The following is a 20,636-nucleotide window of genomic DNA, read 5'->3' as shown; positions in this document are numbered from 1 at the left end:
TGTGGAGTTTTGAAGGTATATTTAAAGGTGACATTTTGTCATCTTTTTTGTTATATATAAATATTATTCTAAAATTAATTATTAATTTTAGTGCCGATAAATTTTTTAATAAAGAGATATAGAAGTTACCAGTTTTTGATAAGTCAGACATTTTATTCTATATCTTAAGAATTATTTGAATAAAATTTATATTTTTTTAAAAAATAATGTGATTTTTTTTTAATTACATGTTATAATATTTATAATAGTTGTAAATATCAAGGGAGGAAGGCACTATGGATACAAATATACTATTAGAAAATGGTACAAATGAATTAGAAGTATTAGAATTTAAATTGGGTGGAAGATTTTATGGAATAAATGTTGCAAAAATTAGAGAAATATTAACCTATCAACCGATAACTCCAGTCCCTAATTCCCATCCTAGTATAGAAGGAATTTTTATGCCTCGAGATGTAATGATTACAGTAATTGATTTAAAGAATTGTTTAGGAATTCCAGAGAATGATAAAGAAGGTTTATTTATTATTACTAATTTTAATAAGCTGAATATTGCATTTCATGTAGATGAAGTTTTAGGCATTCATAGAGTATCTTGGAGTGATATTATTAAGCCTGATCCTACAATAAATATTGAAGAAAGTGGAGTATCTACAGGAATAATTAAAATTTCCGAAAAATTAATTATCATACTTGATTTCGAAAAAATTATAACAGATATTAGTCCAGAGACAGGATTAAAGGTTTCTGATATAGAAAGCCTTGGAGAACGGAAAAGAAATGAATCGCCGATTTTAATTTCAGAAGATTCTCCTTTATTAAGTAAGTTAATTACTGATTCATTAAAAAAAGCTGGTTATACAAATTTAATAATTACTTCAAATGGACAAGAAGCTTGGGATTTTTTAAACAATTGTCAAAAGGATGGAAATGTATTTGATAAAGTACATTGTATAATTACTGATATTGAAATGCCAATGATGGATGGACATAGGCTTACTAAGTTAGTAAAAAGTAATGAGGAATTGCAACGTTTACCAGTAATTATTTTTTCATCTTTAGTTAATGAGGAAATGAGAAAAAAGGGCGAGGCATTAGGTGCTGATGCTCAGTTGACTAAGCCCGAAATAGGTACTTTAGTAGGTGCAGTTGATAAATTAATAGATACTATAAGAAAATAGCATAAAATTAATTTAAAATTAAAGAATAAAAAGCAGATTACTTAATAAAATAGTATCTGCTTTTTTATTCCCTTTAAAGTGGAAAGCTACCTGTGAAATTTTCGTTGATCACATAATAAATCATGTTATCTTCTGGCTTGATATAAATATTAAGAGAATTAATTTCTTTAATTTTGTTACCGGTTTCCACCCAAAGTGTTTTCACTTTATCACAGATTTCTTTACTACCAAGCCTATTTTGATTGTGTTCAATAAAAATTTGTGTTTTCATTTGAAATTCTCCTTTATTTATGTATATTAAATATAATATCTAATTTACATTAATAATAGTACAAAAATTTAGAAAATGTAAATAAGAATTGTCTAAAGAATATAAATATGATAAACTAAATGTAAGTATTTTGCTCTAGTATAAAGACTTTGGAGGTGGGCTTAGTTGAATAAAGAGAATAATGAAGAATATTTAGACGATTTATTGAATATAGCAACAAACAGAAGTGAAATAGAAGAAAAAAATGAAATTAATACAAACAAAAACAAAGTGACTGATGAATATAGCCTGGAGGATTTAGATATTAATTACGATAATAATTTATTTGATGAAATGAATAAAGAAGATGAACTATTTAATAATCTTGATGAGGAATTTAATGATGGAAATGTAGAAGGCTTTTTAAGTGAATTTGAATCTGAATTAGAGAAGGAAAATTCAACAAAAGTATCTGAAATTGAAGCAACTTTAGATATAGATATGTTAAATAATCTAGACAATATTGTTACTGAAGTATCAGAAAAAAATCAATCTAATGAGAAAGAAAAAAAATTTCATGAAGAAGATTATTATGAAAATACTGGGTCAAACGATTATGATGAGAACACAGCTGATTTTACTGTTTTAGAAGAAGATACAAATGTAAATGAAGGTTTCAAAGCAGAAGCATTATTTGGGACGAATGCTGAAAATGAGGAAGAGTTAGAGAATCGTGTTGAAGATAAAGATATCATAGAATTGCTAGATGAAAATATAGATGATGAAGATTTAGCTGATATTAGTGAATTGTTAAAAAAGGAAGAAAATAATGAATTTGTAGAAGTATTAGAGGAAATAAATCCAATTAATTTAAATGTAAATAATAATATTGATGATGATATGGAAAACTCAGAAAATACAAAAAAAAGAAAAGATGAAAAGAAAAAAACAGAAATAATTTCGAGTTTTTTAAGTGTGTTTAATGTTTTTAGGAAGAAAGAGAAAAAGGAAATATCTAGTGAAACTGAAACTGAAAATGAAACGAAACAATATGATGAAAATTTAGAAATTTTAAAAGAATTAGAAGAAGAAGAGGGAGCAAATAAAACTTCTAAAAAGAAAAAAGAGAAAAAGCCTAAAAAAATTAAAGTTAAGAAAGCAAAAAAAGAAAAGAAAAGTAAAGTAAAACAAAATGTAGTAGACGTATCAGATCCGTTGCCAAAAGTTCCGGTAATATTATTTCTTGCATTGGGCTTATCCATTGTGATATTGACAATGACTGCAACTAAATTAGCCGGTTATGTAACCTATTCAAAGCAGGCAAAAGAATATTTTAATGATGGTAAATATAGACTTGCATATGAACGCTTACAAGGAATAAAGTTGCAGAAAGAAGAAGAAGAATTATTAGAAAAAGTCAGAATTTTATCTAGTTTAGAAAAAGAAAAAGTCTTTTTTGATAATCTGAATGAACTACATATGTATGCAGATGCGTTAGATTCATTAGCAAAAGGAATTGAGAGATATCGAAAAGGATATAGTAAAGCAGAAAGTCTTGGGGTACTAAAACAATTTCAAAAGATAGGAGATTCAATTGAATCTGCATTAGAAAAAAATTTTAATATAACAGCAGATCAGGCAATGGAATTAAGAAAGATAGAGGATAAAATAGTATATACTAAGAAAATTAATGAAATTGTTAAGAAACAAGGACTTGCAATTGAAAAGGAATGAGTAGATAATAATAGGGGAAGTACAAAGTAAGTACACCCCTATTAATTATGTTCAGAGGAGTAAAAAAATGATAGCTATTATTGATTATGATGCAGGGAATTTAAAAAGTGTTGAGAAAGCTTTAGTTTCTTTAGGAGAAGAAGCTATTATTTCAAGAAATAGAGATGAAATATTAGCAGCAGATAAGGTTATTTTGCCTGGCGTGGGTTCTTTCGGTGAAGCAATGAGAATGCTTAAGAATTACGATTTAGATAAGGTTGTTTATGAAATTGTTGCTAATGAGACCCCTTTATTAGGTATATGCCTCGGTATGCAATTATTGTTTGAAAGAAGTGAAGAGAGTCCTGAAGAGAATGGACTCGGTATTTTAAAAGGAGAAATTGTAAAAATTCCTGATAGTCCAGGTTTAAAAGTTCCACATATGGGATGGAATTCTTTGAATTTGCAATATAATGGAAAATTATTTCGGGACATTTCACAAAATGCTTATGTTTATTTTGTTCATTCGTATTATTTAAAAGCAAGAGAGCAGGAAATCGTGAAAGCAACAACCGATTATAGTACGTTAATTCATGCTTCTGTTGAGAAAGACCATGTTTTTGGGTGTCAATTTCATCCAGAAAAAAGTAGTTCAGTAGGGTTGCAGATACTAAAGAATTTTGCTCGATTATAAGGAGGTTTTTATGCATACAAAAAGGATAATACCATGTCTTGATGTACATAATGGAAGAGTTGTAAAAGGCGTAAATTTTGTTAATTTAAGAGATGCCGGAGATCCGGTAGAGATAGCTGCTGCCTATGATAAGGCTGGTGCCGATGAATTGGTATTTTTAGATATTACTGCATCCTCAGATGCTAGGGAGACTGTTGCTGATATGGTCAGAAAAGTTGCTGAAAAAGTTTTTATTCCTTTTACGGTAGGAGGGGGGATTCGTTCAGTAGCTGATTTTAAGGCTATTTTAAGGGAAGGTGCTGATAAAATATCAATAAATTCTTCGGCGATCAACAACCCTAATTTAATTGCAGATGCAGCTGAAAAATTTGGCAGACAATGTGTAGTGGTGGCAATTGATGCGCGAAAAAGAGCTGATGGATCTGGATGGAATATTTATAAAAATGGTGGTAGAGTAGATGTAGGCATCGATGCAATAGAATGGGCGCGAAAAGTGGATTCTCTTGGAGCAGGAGAAATTTTATTGACCAGTATGGATGCTGATGGAACAAAATCTGGTTATGATTTAGAATTGACAAAGTTGATTGCAGAAACAGTATCAATTCCAGTCATTGCTTCAGGGGGAGCAGGAACAAAAGCTCATTTCGAGGATGCTTTGACAATTGGACAAGCAGATGCCGCATTAGCAGCATCATTATTTCATTATAAAGAATTAGAAATACAAGATGTTAAACAATATTTAAGAGAAAAAGGCGTTTCTGTAAGGTTCTAATAGTAATTTGTAAGGAGAGTTTAATAATGGGAATGATACAAAATGATTGGATTGATGGAATTGGGGAAGAGTTTAAAAAGACATATTATAAAAATTTATATAAATTTGTAAGAGACGAATATAGTACTCAAATAATATATCCGCCTGCAGCTGATATCTTTAATGCTTTTCATTTTACACCATTAAGTAAAGTGAAAATATTGATCTTGGGGCAGGACCCTTATCATAACGAAAGACAGGCTCATGGCCTGTGTTTTTCTGTAATGCCGGATCAAAAAGTGATACCACCGTCATTACAAAATATTTATAAAGAACTGCATGATGATTTGGGATGTTATGTACCAAATAATGGATACCTAAAAAAATGGGCTGATCAAGGAATTTTATTATTAAATACAGTTTTGACAGTAAGGGCACATCAGGCAAATTCACATCAAGGTAAAGGATGGGAATTATTTACTGATGCTGTAATTCAAGCAGTGAATGAACAAGACCGTCCTATTGTCTTTATATTATGGGGGAGGCCGGCGCAAAGTAAAAAGAAAATGCTGACAAATCCAAAACATTTGATTTTGGAAGCTCCACATCCAAGCCCATTGTCGGCTTTTAGAGGTTTTTTTGGAAGCAAACCATTTAGTGAAGCGAATGAATTTTTAAAGGCAAACGGGATTGAGCCAATTGATTGGCAAATAGAAAATATTGATAAATAATTGTTTATATTACGTGCGAGTAATAAAATATGGAATATAGTTAAAAGAAGGATATATGGTAGAATTTCTGCTATATATCTTTTTTTGTATTAAAAATTCCTGTTTCAAAGTCATGGTTAGTTTGTGACCGAAAATTTAACGAAATCTTTAAAAATATGCTCTTTGTAGGATTAAAAAAAGAAAAACAATGATTTGTGTATGCATTGTATAAAATAAACAATTTTTATTGAAAAAAATGTATAAATTTTCACATTGAAAAATCATAAAAGTTTATTAGAAAATGTCGATAAATGGCGATAATATCAATGAAAATCATATAAAATTTGATTCAAACATAATCGATAGTCAAAAGGGAAAAATTTAAACAAATACATGAAAAAAACTGAATAAAAGCTAAAGATATAGAATATTAAAAATGCACCCCCCTTTATAGGGGGGTAAAAATAATTCTAAATGTGTTATAGTTATTCTGCAAGTGTGGATTTGACTGAATTATTCGGCTGCAGTCAAAAATATTCGAACAAAACCAGAGGGGTTATGTTTGGAAAATAGTTTTAAAACTATGATAGGAGGAAAACGCGATGTATAAACGTAAAAGTATGCGGTTACGCAGATTTTTGGCAATGATTATGACGATTCTGATTATATCGGGTCAATTACAATCTGTGGCATATGCTAAGGGAATCAACATAGCGTCAGATTTACAGCAAGAGAATGTTGAAGTTGACCAAAATCAAAATGATTCCTCAGGCACTCAAATTGAGCAGGGACAAGAGGATAATACAGAGCAGGGGAGCTCTTTGGAGGATAAAGATACGAGTAACGTTGACTCCACAGAGGAACAGAAAAATCCAGGAGAAGATACAAAAGAACAAGAAGTATCTAAAAAACCTGAATTAACGCAGGAACAACCCTCAGATAAAACTGTACAAGCACCTGTTGAAAAATCTCAAGAAAAAAAAGAGGAGACAGAGCAAACAAAATCAAAAAGTAAAAAAGATGAAGCTGGAAAGAAAAAAGAAGAGTTAGAATTAAATATAACAAAGCAAACAGAAAATAAAGATCAAAATTCTAAGGATAAGTATAATGAGTTGAAAAATTCTATTACAGATTCAAGTGCAGGTTTTGGAAAAGGGTTAGGAACTGCAAAGAATTTTGGTATTTTTGTTAATGGACTATTTAGTACTTCATCACAGAATAGCACGAACTTTGCTGTTCGAAAATTTTATTCGAATAATACACCTCAAATCCAAAGTAATGATGATGATACATCAAAAGTAAAGCAAACCATATATATCCAAAATTTTTCAGATGCAGTAGGAAATATCATAAAAAATAATCCATTACCTGTAGATTATGATTTACAAGTTCCTGCCATTGTTTTAGGAAATGGATATCAGATTGATGCTTCGATGGAAAATGGACAAGCATACGGAATAGATGATAAAAAATTAGGATTGAAATCAAATATCGAGTATCTTTTACAAGATATAGATGGAAATCAATTTGTAGATTTCGATAATGAGTTTACATATTTGCATAGTTTGTCATCATATTTAGCTTCATTGGCTACGACAAAGACAGCGAGTGTTATGACCAATGGCAGTAATTTAGAATTAACAAGTAACTCAAATCAATATGATGTATTCAATTTATCAAGTATTGATTTTTTGAGTGATAAAAATGTTAATACAAATATAAATCTACAAATTTCGAGTAATGCAACATGTATTATAAATGTTGATTTGACTGATAATACAGAGCTTGATTGGACGAATCAAATATTCATAAACGGTCAAAATGGTGATTTTTTAAGTGGATCGGGAAAAGTACTTTGGAATTTTTATACCACTGAAATAAATGTAAATGGTCAAATGATTTATAAGCCTTTTGAAGGAAAATTGGCAACTAAATCGTCAGTTTTCGGAACATTTCTGGTACCAGGTGCAAGAGTAGAAATAGATTCTGGAAACTTTAATGGTAGTATAGTTGCTAAAGATTTAATATCAAATAATTCTAAGATTAATAAAGTTTCTTTTACAGGTCTGATTCCAGAAGATGCATCTAAGAAATCAGATACAAATTCACAGGAAACTAAATTAAATTTAAATAAAACAGCGACTTATACTGGTGATTTTAAATCCGATGATAATACAGGAAAACGTACGTATCGTGTGGATTTATCAGCTTCTGCTAAACCTGTTGTGAATGAAACAATTGAACAAACACCAAATGATATCGTATTGGTATTAGATCGTTCCGGCAGTATGTCTGAGAATGGAGAGAAAGGTGTTACAAGATTAGAAAATTTAAAAGAAGCAGCCAAATCTTTTGTTAATTCTATCAAAACAGGTTCACCTGAAAGTAATATTGAAATTATTTCTTATTCATCCGATGACAATGCAAAAGAAGTAAGTAACGATACAGCAGGATTTTTAAATGTAGTTACAAGATATGATTCCATTGTAGGTGCAATAGATTCGTTAGCAGCTCAAGGAGCAACTAGAACTGATTTAGCAATGAAATCAGCATATGATAGTCTTAATCAAGCAGACATTCGAAATAATGGCAGACCCAAAACTGTTGTATTATTTACGGATGGAGTTCCGACCATGTGGGATACATTTGATGATGGAGTTGCAAATGATGCGAATTCATATGCATCAATGATTAAATCTGAATTTGCAGGTACGATATTTACGATTGGCTTATTATCAACACTTAACGATAATGAAAAAGCAAAAGCAGAAACATTTTTAACACAAGTGGCATCCTATAAAAAAGATTCTTCAGAGAAACGTTTTTATCAAACAACAGATAATTTATCTTTAGAAGATATCTTTGTTAAAGTATCTAGTGAAATCACTGGAGAAATTACCGGGGCTTCTGTGAAAGATTATGTGAATGAATATTTTGTCTTGACAGACGATTGTAAAGCAAAATTAGATAAATTAGATCAAGTATCCTATGGATATGATAAAAATAATAAAAAATGGTATGTCGAATGGATGGATCAGACAATTCCTACAGAGGGAAATTGGTCAGCATCCATTGAAATTGAAGCAAAAAATGAGTTCATTGGTGGTAATGATATTGCAACAAATGCAAGTGCTTCTGGAATATATACGGGAAATACACTACTTGCAAAATTCCCACAGCCGAAAGTAAATGTTCCAGTAAAATTTAGTGTTGGCAATGAAGAAACTACCATACGAAAAGGAGAATTAATCCCAACAGAATTATATGACAATAAAACCAAAAAGAACGAATATGTGCAGACTTTAATGTTTAATGAACATGCAGTTCCTGACATCTTTTTGGAGAAAGAAGAAACTGGTACATTTACGTATGAATGGTACTGGGGAAATAAACTGGTTGGGAAAGGAAAAAGTCTAGAATCTTTAGTAGATGGAGTTATTATTGATAAAGAAACAGTATTGACATTAAAAGTTACATTTGAACCTTTTCATTCGGATACCAATACCGATGGAAGGAAAGGTTTAGCAAAATCCACACCTCATACGGGAACTTATACAATTCATTTGATTTGTCCTACAGAAAAGAATCTCTGGATAAATAAATGTGCAACTTACACTGGAGATTTTAATTCTCAAGATAATACGGGTAAGCGGACTTATTTAGTTAAATTAGTTTCAAACACACTGCAAGTTTCTAAGACCAATGATGTCGTAATAGTAATGGATCGTTCGTTGAGAACCAATGCATATTACTCACTGCCAAAAAATTATGTATATACTAAGGCTGAGAAATGCAAGCCGGGAGAGTATTATGTTATAAAAAAGAATGATAAATATTTACATATCAGAATTCGACAAGATGCAGATCAAAAATTATATTATGAAAATTGGAAAAGTGAAACATCTAAATTAGAAAAGGTATTTATAGATGATATCCAGTTATATAAGGTTCCTGCAAAAGATGATTATACCAGTCAATTACAACAAGTGAAAGAAGATGCTGTTAATTTGGTTAAATCTTTAAAAGAATCATCTCCGGAAAGTAATATTTGTATTATTTCCTATGCTTCTGATACAGGTGTATCTAATGATACAAATGGATTCCTAAATGTATCGAATAATGTAGATAGTATTATCGATGCAATAAATGGAATAACGGTAGGTGGAAAATCAACACCACATATGGGACTAAAGGAAGCATATCAAGTTTTGAATCAGAACGATGTTAAGTATAACGGAAAAACAAAGTCTTTAGTATTATACTCAGCTGACCTACCAAGATCAGTAAGTGGAGAGATTGATTATAATGCCGGTCAGGAAGCCTTACATTATGCAGACTTGATAAAAAATAACCTTCATGCAGATTTGTATACGGTAAAATTAAAAAATACTTTACCAAAAAGTGAAGAAACAGTATTAGAAAATTCGTTAATAGAAGCAGCTTCTGATATTTCCAGTAATGGAAGCACGAAAACATATTTTAATTATACAAATGATGATGTCTTTACTAGCATTTATAATGAAGTTTCAGATGGGATAGCAGGTGCGACTGTTATTGATTATATTGATGAACGTTTTCAATTTACAGAAGAGACCAAAAAAATATTTGACCAAGATATTAATATTTCATATGGATTTGATAAAAGCCGAAATCAATGGTATGTGAAATATAATAGACAAATTATTCCAACAAATCATAGTGTGTGGTTTGAACAATTTGAAATTGAAGCAAAAGATGAATTTATAGGTGGAAATTGTATTCCTACGAATGGAGATGACTCGGGAGTTTATACTGAAAATAAGAAAATAAAAGATTTTCCAAGACCCAATGTTAATGTTCCGGTTAAATTCCAAGTTGGAAACCAAGAGACTACAATTTTTTATGGAGAAGATGTACCACAAAAATTATTTGATGCAAATACATTACAATATAAAGACGTTCAAACGTTAATGTTTGATGAAAAATCAATACCGGATATATTTTTAGGTAAAGGTGCAACTGGAACTTTTAAATATGAGTGGTATTTAGGAGAAAACCTTGTTGGCGAAGGAAAAGATTTGAACTCACTTGTGAAAGACGTAGTGCTTGATAATGATCAATTATATACCTTGAAAGTTACATTTATGCCAACGAATCAGGATAATCCGCCAGATAAAGGAAAGGGACTTGCGACAAATACATCTCATACAGGGACATATTTGGTACATGTTGTAAAAGGGGCTTTAACGATTCAAAAAACAATCGATCATCAGTATACAGATATTGATGTCATAAATGCAAATCAAAGTTTTGTTTTTGAAATCAAACGGTATGCGGTAAACAATGACGGATCCAAAGGAAATTATATCGAAAGTTATTATGAAACGATTGATTTCGCAGCAAATGAAGGAGTTACTTCTAAAAATAAAACAATTGTAGGTTTGAAAAAGGGATATTATGAGGTCATAGAAGATACTGACTGGTCATGGAAATATAATCTTATTTCAGTGAGTGACAATGATATTTACAGTAATGCAGGAGATGGAATTGTTTATATTGGTAACAAAAATAAAAACATATCCACTACCAATCAATATTTTGGTGAAATGAATGAAAAGTGTGCTTTGGCTAAAGTTGAGTTCATAAATCAAATAAAAGATACCAATTGGTTAGGAGATGTAGCTTTAGCGATCAACAAATTTATTAATAAGAGCAGATAAAAGGCAGGGATTAATAAAAGAAAGGTTGAAAAGATGATGAGAAAAATATGGAATTTTATTACGAGTATTTTATTAATCCTGTATATATTAGTAGTAGCATTGTTGTTTTTGCCACAGGCAGCAGGTTTGAAGCCAATGTATGTTTTAAGTGGCAGTATGGAACCGACATACCATGTTGGAAGCTTAATCTATATAAAGCCAGGCAATGCAGATAAGTTAGAAGTATCCAGACCGGTAACTTATACAATGGGTAATTCGGATGTAGTTGTAACACATAGGGTTATTAAGATTGATAAAGAAAAGCGTATGTTTTATACAAAAGGAGATGCAAATTTATCAGAAGATAGTGGTGCGACATCTTTTGATCATATTATAGGGTATCCTTTGTTATCAATTCCATATCTTGGTTATGTTGCAGCCTTTGCGTCAAAGACAGCTGGAAAAATAATATTAGTAACAGGGCTTGCCATATTATTAATTATGAGCTATTTATTCGATTTCCTAACGAAAAGGGGGGGAAAAAGTGAAAAAAATTAAATTTCCAAAGAAAAGAAATGCTGTAGCAGTTGGTTTGTCAGTATTATGTTTATTAACTTTTGGAGGAGTTTTGGCTCTCGTATCACACCAGACAGCGGTAGCTGAAAATTCATTTAAGATTGGACATGTTAATATTGGAGTAATAGAGCAGAAAAAGAGCTCAAAACCGTTGGAAGATAAAGACAATGTACTAGAGTACGGAGAAATCAAAAAGGATAAAACAGTAGAGAAAAAAGTTTCCATTAAAAATATTGATTCAGATTCCTATCCTACAGTTGATACCTATGTAAGAGTACAATTTGTTGCAGCGCTTCGTGATAAAAATGGAAATGGAGTAGGGACTCCAATACAAGTAAAATACAATACAGCATCTTCGAAATGGGTAGAAAAAGATGGATATTATTATTATACAGAGGCAGTTAAACCGGATGAACTATCAGAGCTGCTGTTAGAGAGCGTAACAGCAATCAGTGAAGTGCCTGCCAAGACCAGTTTAGAGATCCGTGTGTTAGCAGATGGTATCCAGGCTGAGCCAATTGATGCAGCAATAGAAGCGTGGGGGATTGATCCTACAAAATTAGTACCATAAGATTGAAATTATAACGTTGAGAGAAAGTTGAGGGAGATATCATGAAAAATAAAAAATTAACAGTCACAGCAGCAGCATTAGCAGCAACCGTAGTAATAGCTTTAGGGGGAACTCTGGCGTATTTGTCAAGTGTAACAAACACGTTAGAAAATAAATTTACACCAGGACAGGATGTTAAAATTACAATTGAAGAACCTAGTTGGGATGAAACAAAAGCAAAAATCACACCAGGTGCTGATTTTGATAAAGATCCTACAGTTATTGTAAAGAAAGAAACAGAGGCTTGCTATGTAAGAGTGAAAGTAGTCATTCCAAATAAGCTTGCCAGCATAATGGAGCCATTGGTCATCAATGATAAATTTACTTTAGATTCTACTAGAACTGCAGTAGGAAGTAACGCAACTACTTATTACTATAATTATAATGAAATAGTAGATGCAGATGGTACAGATATTAAATTACCGGCTCTTTTTACAAAAGTTTCCATTAAAAAGTCTGCAAAATATGAGGATTATAAAGATTTTAAAACAGAAGATTTACATATTGACGTAACAGGACAGGCGGTTCAGTCTGAAGGTTTTGTGGATGCAAATGCTGCATGGAACGGATTTGAAGAATAAGTTTTTGAAACGAGGGCTATAGTATGATGACAAAGAAAAAAAAGAGCATTATTGTTACAGTTTTAGCACTGGTAGTAGTAATGGCTATTGGAGGGACGTTAGCGTATTTTACGGATAAAACAGATGAAAAGAAAAATGTTTTTACAATGGGAGCAAAACTTACAGGAAATTTAAAAGAGCCTTTATTTAATCAAGAAGATCAGTTCGAACTTGAAAATAATAAGGTTGATAAGGCACCTGCAGTACAAAATGGGTATGGATCTCAGTTAGCGAAAGATTTTGTGCCTGGACGTATTATTACAAAAGATCCGGCGATTGAAAATACCTCTTCAAAAACTGCTGCGTGGGTCGCACTTAAAATTTCCTATCATGGAGCAGCCTCTTCTAAGGATGCAATTGAGAAGTTTGCCCAAATAGACTGGAATACGAAAGATTGGACGTTTAATAGTGATTATACAGTTGCTTATTATAAAACACCTTTAAATGCTGGAGAGAAAACAACCACTTTATTAAATAAAGTAACAATATTAAGTTCAGCAAATGGACAGAAACTATATTACGAAGATTATTCTGATTTTAAAATTGATTTCGTTGGTTATTTAGTGCAAAAAGAAACGTTTCAATCAGCAGAAGAAGCAATGAAGATTGGATTTTCTTCAGAGTTCAAATAAAGAATGACAAAGAAGTTCAGTACTTTGAAAGGTGGACAGGTTATGAATAAAAAACGAAACATAACACTTGTTACTACAGCAGCAGCGCTTTTGGCTGTGGTAATGATTGGTGGAACATTGGCGTATTTTACGGACCGTGGCGAGGCAACAAATGTTGTTACTTTCGGAAAAGTAAACATTGAGCTTACAGAGCCTAAGTTCGAAGCATTTACCAATCAAACAAATACGGTAAATGACGTTTATCCGGGACAGACGATTGAGAAAGATCCTACAATTACGGTGGATGAAGATTCTAGTGAGGCATACATACGTGCAAAAATATCATATAACAATCAGTTGACAAAAGAGCAGCAAGCTGAATTAGAACGTAATTTGAACTTAATAGAAGGATGGACAAAATCATCAGATGGATATTATTATTATCGTGATATAGTAAAACCAACACAATCTGTTTTACTATTTGATAAAGTAATGATTCCGGCTAATTGGGATAATGCTTATGCGGAAAAGACATTTGAAATCAATATAATTGCAGAAGCAATTCAAGTAGATAATTTTACACCTGCATTTAGTCAGAATAAGAGTGCAGTCATTGGATGGAATTATGTAAATGCAGATGGAACCGTTGTTCCAATAACACCAGAAACATATCAGGATAATTAATCATCAATATCACCGATGATATAAGTCATAGGAAAAGGAAGTAAGAGATGAAAAAACGATTTATCAGACAAATTAAATTTATAATTTTATGTGGTGTCTTACTATTTGCCAACATTATGACAGTGTTTGCTGCTGGTGATAGTGAAGTACTTTATGATGGTGAAACGAAAAAAATAGTAACACCATTAGGGGATGATCTCTTCTTGAATTTCAAATCATTAATGCCGGGAGACGAAACGCAGCAGGTTATTAAAATATCAAATAATTTTAGCAAAACAGTTGTTATGAATTTAAGGGCAGAAAATGCCGATTCAAATAAGTTTGCAAGTAAAGAAGAAGAAGCACTTTCCAAAGAAATATTAGAACTATTAGAATTAGAACTTGTTGTAAAGGATAGCAGAGGGGGAGAAAAAGTCATATACACAGGGTTAGCATCAGGTCCTAAGGCAGCAGAAGGTGTATCCGGTATTCAGCTTGGAAGTTTCAAAAAGGGTTATGATGGACAAATAACTGCGAAGTTAAAAGTACCAGAAACTCTAGGCAATAAATATGCTGGAAAAGAGGCTAAAGTGAAATGGATCTTTTCCAGCAGTGAGACAAAAGTCGAGAAACATACAGAACAAACACCGGATTCATCCAATGAAACGCCGAGTAAAGATACAACAAACACAAACAAGAAGCCTAAAGTTTTAAGCTATGCAGAAGGTAAGTTGAAGACAGGTGATGTTGCACAAATCGGATTATTTGTCATATTGGCAGCAGTTAGTGGGATAACAGGCTGTATGGTATTAAAGAAAAGAAAAAAGACGAATTATTAAAGTTATATATTCAAACAGGGTTATATAGAATTATTTGAAGGGTAATTAAATTTATATATTATAGAGGGAGGACTGTAATATATAAATATAGATGAAAGGAATGTTCTTATTGAGGGAGATAAGAACATTCCTTTTTTATAAGATAAGTAAAAAATGGTTTAAGATTCAGGGATTTATGTTAAAGACAAGTTAATTGAAAAAATTCCAGAAGTTATTATAAATGTATTAACTAAAAATTAATTAATATTTAACAAAAGAATGTTCTGTCTTGAAAAGCGAGAACATTCTTTTGTATTTATTTTTTATAACTGTCGTATTTCTGTGTTGCACAAATATAGAGAGAATACAATAGAAAAAAATATAAATATTCTGAGACAATCCCCCTATTCGGGTGGATAATTTGGCATATTAATATGTTATAGTAAACATACAATACATTTCCCGGTATTATAAAGATTTAAATAAATATAAAGGAGGAATAATTTTAGCTGCAACTGGTTTATAGCATGATAGGAGGGTATGTTTATGGAAAAACAAAAAAGTGTGATATTTTGTAAGTTGGTATTTGTAGTAGTTGCAATTTTAATGACATCAAGTAAAATACAGTTTAAGGCATATGCGAAAGAACAGACTCCGCAAATTAAGGGACCTGGCGATATTGTATTAGTTCTGGAACGTTTCAGCTATACACAACAAAATTTAGTACAATCTGCAAAAATGTTTATAGAGTCTGTCAAGAATATTTCACCCGAAAGTTCCATAAATATCATATCTTATTCGACTAATGATAATGGACTTATATTCTCTGATGATACAGAGGGATTTGTAAATGTAGGAAAAAACTATGAAATGATTATAGAAACAATAGAAAGTTTGGCAGGAAAAGAAATTAGGTCAAAATCTGATTTAGGAATATATACTGTGTATAACAGTTTTTATCAAAATAAAATACAAAATGAAGGTAGAAGCAAAACAATTATTTTATTTTATGATGGAGTCCCAGCTTTGTATGAACAAATTGCAGAACAGGTTTTAAATAGCGCATTAAAGATAAAGTCTGATTTTGGAGTAACTTTTTATACTGTAGGTAGTTTGGTTACATTGGACAATGATGAAAAAGTAAAAACAGAAGAATTTTTAAAAGAATTGGCATCCTCAAATGATTTAACAAAGGAAAAACTATTTTATCAAACATCGGAAAATACTTCTCTAGAAGATATTTATATCAATATATCTAACCAAATAGTTGATAAAAAAAGTGCAATAACAAATAGAAAATATCAATTAAGTTTGTCTGTAATAAAAATAATAAATGTTTTTCTGAAATATCCCCCTATTATGGTGGGTATTTTGAATCTTTGATATGTTATAGTTAACCAATAATATTCTTACTGAAAAAACAGTTTAAATATAAAAAAAGAAAAGGAGGGTTGATTTTATTTTTATTGTTTATTATTTCATATGACAGGAGGGCATCTTATGTTGAAACGAGAAGGTAAGAGATTACGTAGGCTGACAGCTATCATGATGACAATTATAATGACATTCAGTCAGTTGCAGATTAGCACATATGCAAAAGATAAGACTCAACAGTTGAATGTACAACATGAAAAAAAATCTGGAACAGAAATAATACAAACTGAGGATGAAAATGCGGAAGAACAAAAAGAAGTAAAAGGATATACGCCTGATGAAGTACAAAAAAACGATAAAGATAAAAAAATCAACCTGGAACTATATGAAAATTTAAAAAAGGCAGTTACTATATCAGAAGAAGGATATGAAAAAGGATTAGGAACAGCTTCTAATTTCGGAATTTTTATAAATGGATTTTTTCATGCAAAATCCGATTTTGAAGCAAATTTTGCAGTTAGAAATTTATATTCACTGAAATCACCGAAAGCCTCAGTGGAAAAGGAACAGTCAAAAAAAGTATCCTATATACAGAATTTTTCTGATAAATATGGTAATGAATTAAAAAATCATCCTTTGCCTAATGATTATGCAATCGTTGCACCTTATTTAGTAATTGGATCTCAATATCATATTGATGATACCTTTCATAATGGTCATGCATATGGAATTGATGGAGTACGCCTTGGAGGAAAAGAAGAACTGGAAGTTCTACAAGATCCGGAAGATACGAAACTGATAGATTTTGATTCTGAATTCTCTTATTTGAATAAATTGTCAGTCCATTTAGCGCAATTAGATACGACGGATACTGCAAAAGTTAAAACTGACGGGAATTATTTAGAATTAGAAAGTACATCTGAAGATATTGATATTTTCAATTTATCTAGTACTGTTTTTACAAAAGGAAAAAATAAAAAAATAAAATTAAATATGTTACATCAGAGTGCTACTTGTATTATAAATGTTAATATAAAAGATAGTTATAGATATGATTGGAATACACAAGCAGAAATTGTAGGTGAAAATGCAGAAATCGCTAGAAAAGCAGGTAGAATCATCTGGAATTTCTATAAAACAGATGTTGATAATGGCGGTAAAGTTATTTATAAACCTTATAAAGGTAAGTTATCAACTATGGCTACAATGGGAGGAACATTTTTAGCCCCAAGTGCCAGTGTCGAAATAGGAGATGGAAATTTTTACGGAAGTATCATTGCGAATAATTTAATTACTAATGATTCTAAGATTACTAAAATATCCTTTTCTGGGAAAATCCCTTTTAATGGACAAAAAAAGGGAAATGATACTTCAGATGTAACAATTATTAATTCAGATTCAACAGCTACTTATACGGGAGATTTTAATTCAGAAAAATGTAATGGAAGTCGTACTTATCAGTTGAATTTATCTGCAACTTCCAATATGAATACAAATGATAAACAGGTGCCGAATGAGATTGTTTTAGTATTAAAACGTCCTAATACGGTTAAAGAGGGGAAAGAGATAGTTGAAGCTGCTAAACAGTTTGTAGCGAATGTGAAAGAAAATTCACCCGAAAGTTCTATTGATGTTATATCATATTCTGCTAACAATAATGGGTTAGCATTCTATGATAGAACGAATGGCTGGGTGAATGTAGAAGAAAGTTATGAAAAAATTATTGCTGCAATAGAAGGTTTGACAAAAGAAGAAACATTGCAAAAATCAGATTTGGGAATCCATATCGTATTTGAATGTTTTGAACAATCTGAAATTATATATGATACGAAAGAAAAAAGTGTAATTCTATTTTATGATGGTGTCCCTAATATTTATGATGAAATAGAAGATAAGATTGAGATGAGCGCATTTAGGATGGAAGCAGAATTAGGTGTCGAAATTTTTACGGTTGGAAATCTGATTGGTTTATATGGTAATCGTAAATCTGAAGCAGAAACATTTTTGAAAAAAGTGGCTACAAAGGATTCATTCGATCAAAGATTGTTTTATCAAACAACAGAGAATCAGTCACTTAAAGATATTTTTAATAAAATATCTTATCAAATCGCAGGTAAAACGAAAGAAATAACCATACGTAATTATATCAGTGAATATTTTCAATTAACAAAAAAATGCAAAGCTGAATTAGAGAAGATGAAAGATGTATCTTATCAATATGATGAAAAAACAAAGTGTTGGTTTGTAGAATGGAAAAATCAAGCAATTTACAAAAATGAAAATTGGACAGCCACTCTTGAATTAAAGGCCAAGGGTAAGTTTATTGGTGGAAATAATATCTGTGTTGATCATAAGGATTCCGGTATTTATTGGGATAATATACTGATTTCAAGGTTTCCACAAACTAAAGTAAATGTACCTGTGAAGTTTAGAGTGAAAAATTTGGAAGGAACGATTGGACAAGGAGAAATGATATCAGAGGAACTTTATGATGAAGCATTAAAGAAAAATGTTCCGGTTGAAGAGTTGATACTTGATGTAGCTGATAAAAATGATTTATTTTTGGGAAAAGAACCTACAGGAGAATTTGATTATGAGTGGTATCTGGATAATATTAGAAATAATAGAGTTTCAAATTTAGCAAAGCAATCGTTAAATAAGGATACAAAAATATTATTTAAAGTTACATTTAAACCTTACCACACAGATACAGAAACAGATGGAAAAAAAGGATTAGCAACATCTACTAATCATACTGGAAGCTATAACATTTATGTTAAGAATGTAGAGCCAAAAAATTTATGGGTTAATAACGAAGCTGTTCATTATGGTTTTTATTCAGCTGTTCGTGATTATTGGGTACATTTAGCTGCTACAATGAAGCAAACAAAGCAATATCCAAAAGATATCGTATTAATATTGGAAAATGATGATACAAAATATGCAAGTACGATTGCAACGAATTATGTTGTAGGACAAACATATATTTATCATAACCAAGTTACATTTAGTTCTGAAAGCGTTACAATTCAAAAAGATACTATAAGTGGAAAATTATATTTTGTCAGTATGTATGGGGGTAAGAAATACATTGATTCAAACACTGTATTATTTAATTTGCCCGAAAGTGATGATGCTCTTGTTGTTGAAGAAAAGAAAGCAGCCGTTCAGTTTATTCAAAACTTGAAAGAAATTTCACCCGAAAGTAATCTTTGCATTTTAACTAATTCAGAAAGTATAGAGGATAGATCAGTAGTAAATGTAACAAATGGATTTAAAAATATAACAAAATATTCAGAAGATATAATTAAAGCAATTAATGCTCTACCTAAAGGTACAGGAGATTATAAAAGAGAATTAACATTAGAAGAAACATATAATTTATTTAATCAAGAGGCTATTAAAACGAATGGCAAAGACAAAATGGTAATTTTATGCTCAGAAAAGGTAAATCGTGATGATAATTTTGATGAAGCAATTAAATATGCAGATTTATTGAAAAATGATTTACATGCAAACATCCATACAATAAGTATATCTAGTTTTAATGAGGAATATGGAATTCCGACTAATCTTCCTAATACATTGGCTTCTGAAAATAAAGAAGATCCAGCAAGAAAGTATAATTATGTTACTAATGATGTTTTTAAAATTGGAAATGTATTGGAATCCATTTTAAATAATACATTTGGAACAATATCTGGAGCAGAAGCAATTATTTATCTTGATCATCATTTTGAGTTTACAGAGCAAACGAAAGAAAGGTTTGATAATGATCCGAATATTATTTGTAATTATGATCCCGAAATAGGATATTATGTTAAATTTAAAAATATAACAGTACCAACAAAAGAGGATATTTGGACGGAGAGTTTTGAAGTAATATATAGAGAACCAGGGGGAGGAAGTAATATTCCAATTATTAAAAAAGAATCAGGAATTTATTTATTTAATAAAAAAATAAAAGAATTTCCTGAACTTAATGTGAATGTTACAACAATATAATCTAAAATGTCAAAGATAATTCATCAGATTATACTATGATGTTATATCTATTCAAATTGCAGGTAAGACAAAAAAAATTGATATACGATAATCAGTCATAAAAGGGCGTGTTTGGACATGTAGATTATTAGTACAATAACAACTATGAATTCTTAAAATATTCAGAAAGGGGCTGTGAAAAAACACCCTAATTAAAAAGAGGATTTTCAATTCACATTAGTGAGTTGGAAATCCTCTTTTTGTGGTAAAATTTAACTGCATATGAAAAATAAAACCACAACTTATTCTAGACTAAAACAGGGCATTTTGCCAATGTTTATTTCAGATTTTCTTGATATTTGTGATCCGGTTTTAACATTTGACGAATTCATGGAGGGAATTA

At 30.8% G+C, this 20,636-nt stretch carries 15 protein-coding genes; 14 read left to right on the top strand and 1 reads right to left on the bottom strand.

Features of this window, described 5'->3' with window-relative positions; genetic code table 11:
• Nucleotides 1–275: 275 nt before the first annotated feature.
• Nucleotides 276–1,181: a chemotaxis protein gene (locus DWV06_RS00655; RefSeq protein ID WP_115480253.1), complete on the top strand. Its 906-nt coding sequence runs from the start codon at nucleotides 276–278 to the stop codon at nucleotides 1,179–1,181.
• Between the two features lie 73 nt (nucleotides 1,182–1,254).
• On the opposite strand, the gene DWV06_RS00650 is transcribed toward DWV06_RS00655, so the two are convergent.
• Nucleotides 1,255–1,452, bottom strand: a complete 198-nt coding sequence (locus DWV06_RS00650; RefSeq protein WP_115480252.1) for a DUF6465 family protein — start codon at nucleotides 1,450–1,452, stop codon at nucleotides 1,255–1,257.
• 165 nt (nucleotides 1,453–1,617) lie between these two features.
• Between DWV06_RS00650 and DWV06_RS00645 the strand changes: the two genes are divergently transcribed.
• From DWV06_RS00645 to DWV06_RS00585, 13 genes are all read left to right on the top strand, one after another.
• Entirely contained in the window at nucleotides 1,618–3,165 is a 1,548-nt protein-coding gene (locus DWV06_RS00645) for a hypothetical protein (protein WP_115480251.1), read from the top strand.
• Between the two features lie 67 nt (nucleotides 3,166–3,232).
• Entirely contained in the window at nucleotides 3,233–3,838 is a 606-nt protein-coding gene (gene hisH / locus DWV06_RS00640; RefSeq protein ID WP_115480250.1) for an imidazole glycerol phosphate synthase subunit HisH, read from the top strand.
• A 10-nt stretch (nucleotides 3,839–3,848) separates the two neighbouring features.
• A complete protein-coding gene (gene hisF / locus DWV06_RS00635; RefSeq protein ID WP_115480249.1) occupies nucleotides 3,849–4,610 on the top strand; it encodes an imidazole glycerol phosphate synthase subunit HisF in 762 nt (253 codons plus the stop codon).
• A gap of 26 nt (nucleotides 4,611–4,636) precedes the next feature.
• Nucleotides 4,637–5,320: a uracil-DNA glycosylase gene (locus DWV06_RS00630; RefSeq protein WP_115480248.1), complete on the top strand. Its 684-nt coding sequence runs from the start codon at nucleotides 4,637–4,639 to the stop codon at nucleotides 5,318–5,320.
• Between the two features lie 581 nt (nucleotides 5,321–5,901).
• Entirely contained in the window at nucleotides 5,902–10,998 is a 5,097-nt protein-coding gene (locus DWV06_RS00625) for a collagen-binding domain-containing protein (protein ID WP_115480247.1), read from the top strand.
• A gap of 33 nt (nucleotides 10,999–11,031) precedes the next feature.
• Nucleotides 11,032–11,535 carry a signal peptidase I gene (locus DWV06_RS00620; protein WP_115480246.1) on the top strand — a complete coding sequence of 168 codons (504 nt, stop codon included), beginning with the start codon at nucleotides 11,032–11,034 and terminating at the stop codon, nucleotides 11,533–11,535.
• The gene (locus tag DWV06_RS00615; RefSeq protein ID WP_115480245.1) at nucleotides 11,522–12,124 is read left to right on the top strand and encodes a hypothetical protein; all 603 of its coding nucleotides are present in this window, start codon (nucleotides 11,522–11,524) and stop codon (nucleotides 12,122–12,124) included. The genes DWV06_RS00620 and DWV06_RS00615 overlap by 14 nt, the downstream gene beginning before the upstream one ends.
• A gap of 41 nt (nucleotides 12,125–12,165) precedes the next feature.
• Nucleotides 12,166–12,744 (top strand): SipW-dependent-type signal peptide-containing protein, encoded by a 579-nt coding sequence (locus DWV06_RS00610; protein WP_115480244.1) that lies wholly within the window; start codon nucleotides 12,166–12,168, stop codon nucleotides 12,742–12,744.
• Nucleotides 12,745–12,767: 23 nt separating this feature from the next.
• Complete coding sequence (locus DWV06_RS00605) at nucleotides 12,768–13,415, top strand: SipW-dependent-type signal peptide-containing protein (protein WP_115480243.1); 648 nt, start codon at nucleotides 12,768–12,770, stop codon at nucleotides 13,413–13,415.
• 42 nt (nucleotides 13,416–13,457) lie between these two features.
• Entirely contained in the window at nucleotides 13,458–14,078 is a 621-nt protein-coding gene (locus DWV06_RS00600; RefSeq protein ID WP_162300534.1) for a TasA family protein, read from the top strand.
• A 47-nt stretch (nucleotides 14,079–14,125) separates the two neighbouring features.
• A complete protein-coding gene (locus DWV06_RS00595) occupies nucleotides 14,126–14,896 on the top strand; it encodes a sortase B protein-sorting domain-containing protein (RefSeq protein WP_115480241.1) in 771 nt (256 codons plus the stop codon).
• A gap of 525 nt (nucleotides 14,897–15,421) precedes the next feature.
• Complete coding sequence (locus DWV06_RS00590; RefSeq protein ID WP_115480240.1) at nucleotides 15,422–16,258, top strand: vWA domain-containing protein; 837 nt, start codon at nucleotides 15,422–15,424, stop codon at nucleotides 16,256–16,258.
• Between the two features lie 117 nt (nucleotides 16,259–16,375).
• On the top strand, nucleotides 16,376–20,254 hold the full coding sequence (locus DWV06_RS00585) for a collagen-binding domain-containing protein (protein WP_162300533.1): 3,879 nt from the start codon (nucleotides 16,376–16,378) through the stop codon (nucleotides 20,252–20,254).
• Nucleotides 20,255–20,636 lie beyond the last annotated feature (382 nt).

Source organism: Anaerosacchariphilus polymeriproducens, assembly GCF_003363435.1.
Classification (GTDB): Bacteria; Bacillota; Clostridia; order Lachnospirales; family Lachnospiraceae; genus Anaerosacchariphilus; species Anaerosacchariphilus polymeriproducens.
Note: the sequence above shows the minus strand (reverse complement) of the source record. Positions and strands in the feature narration are given on the sequence as shown.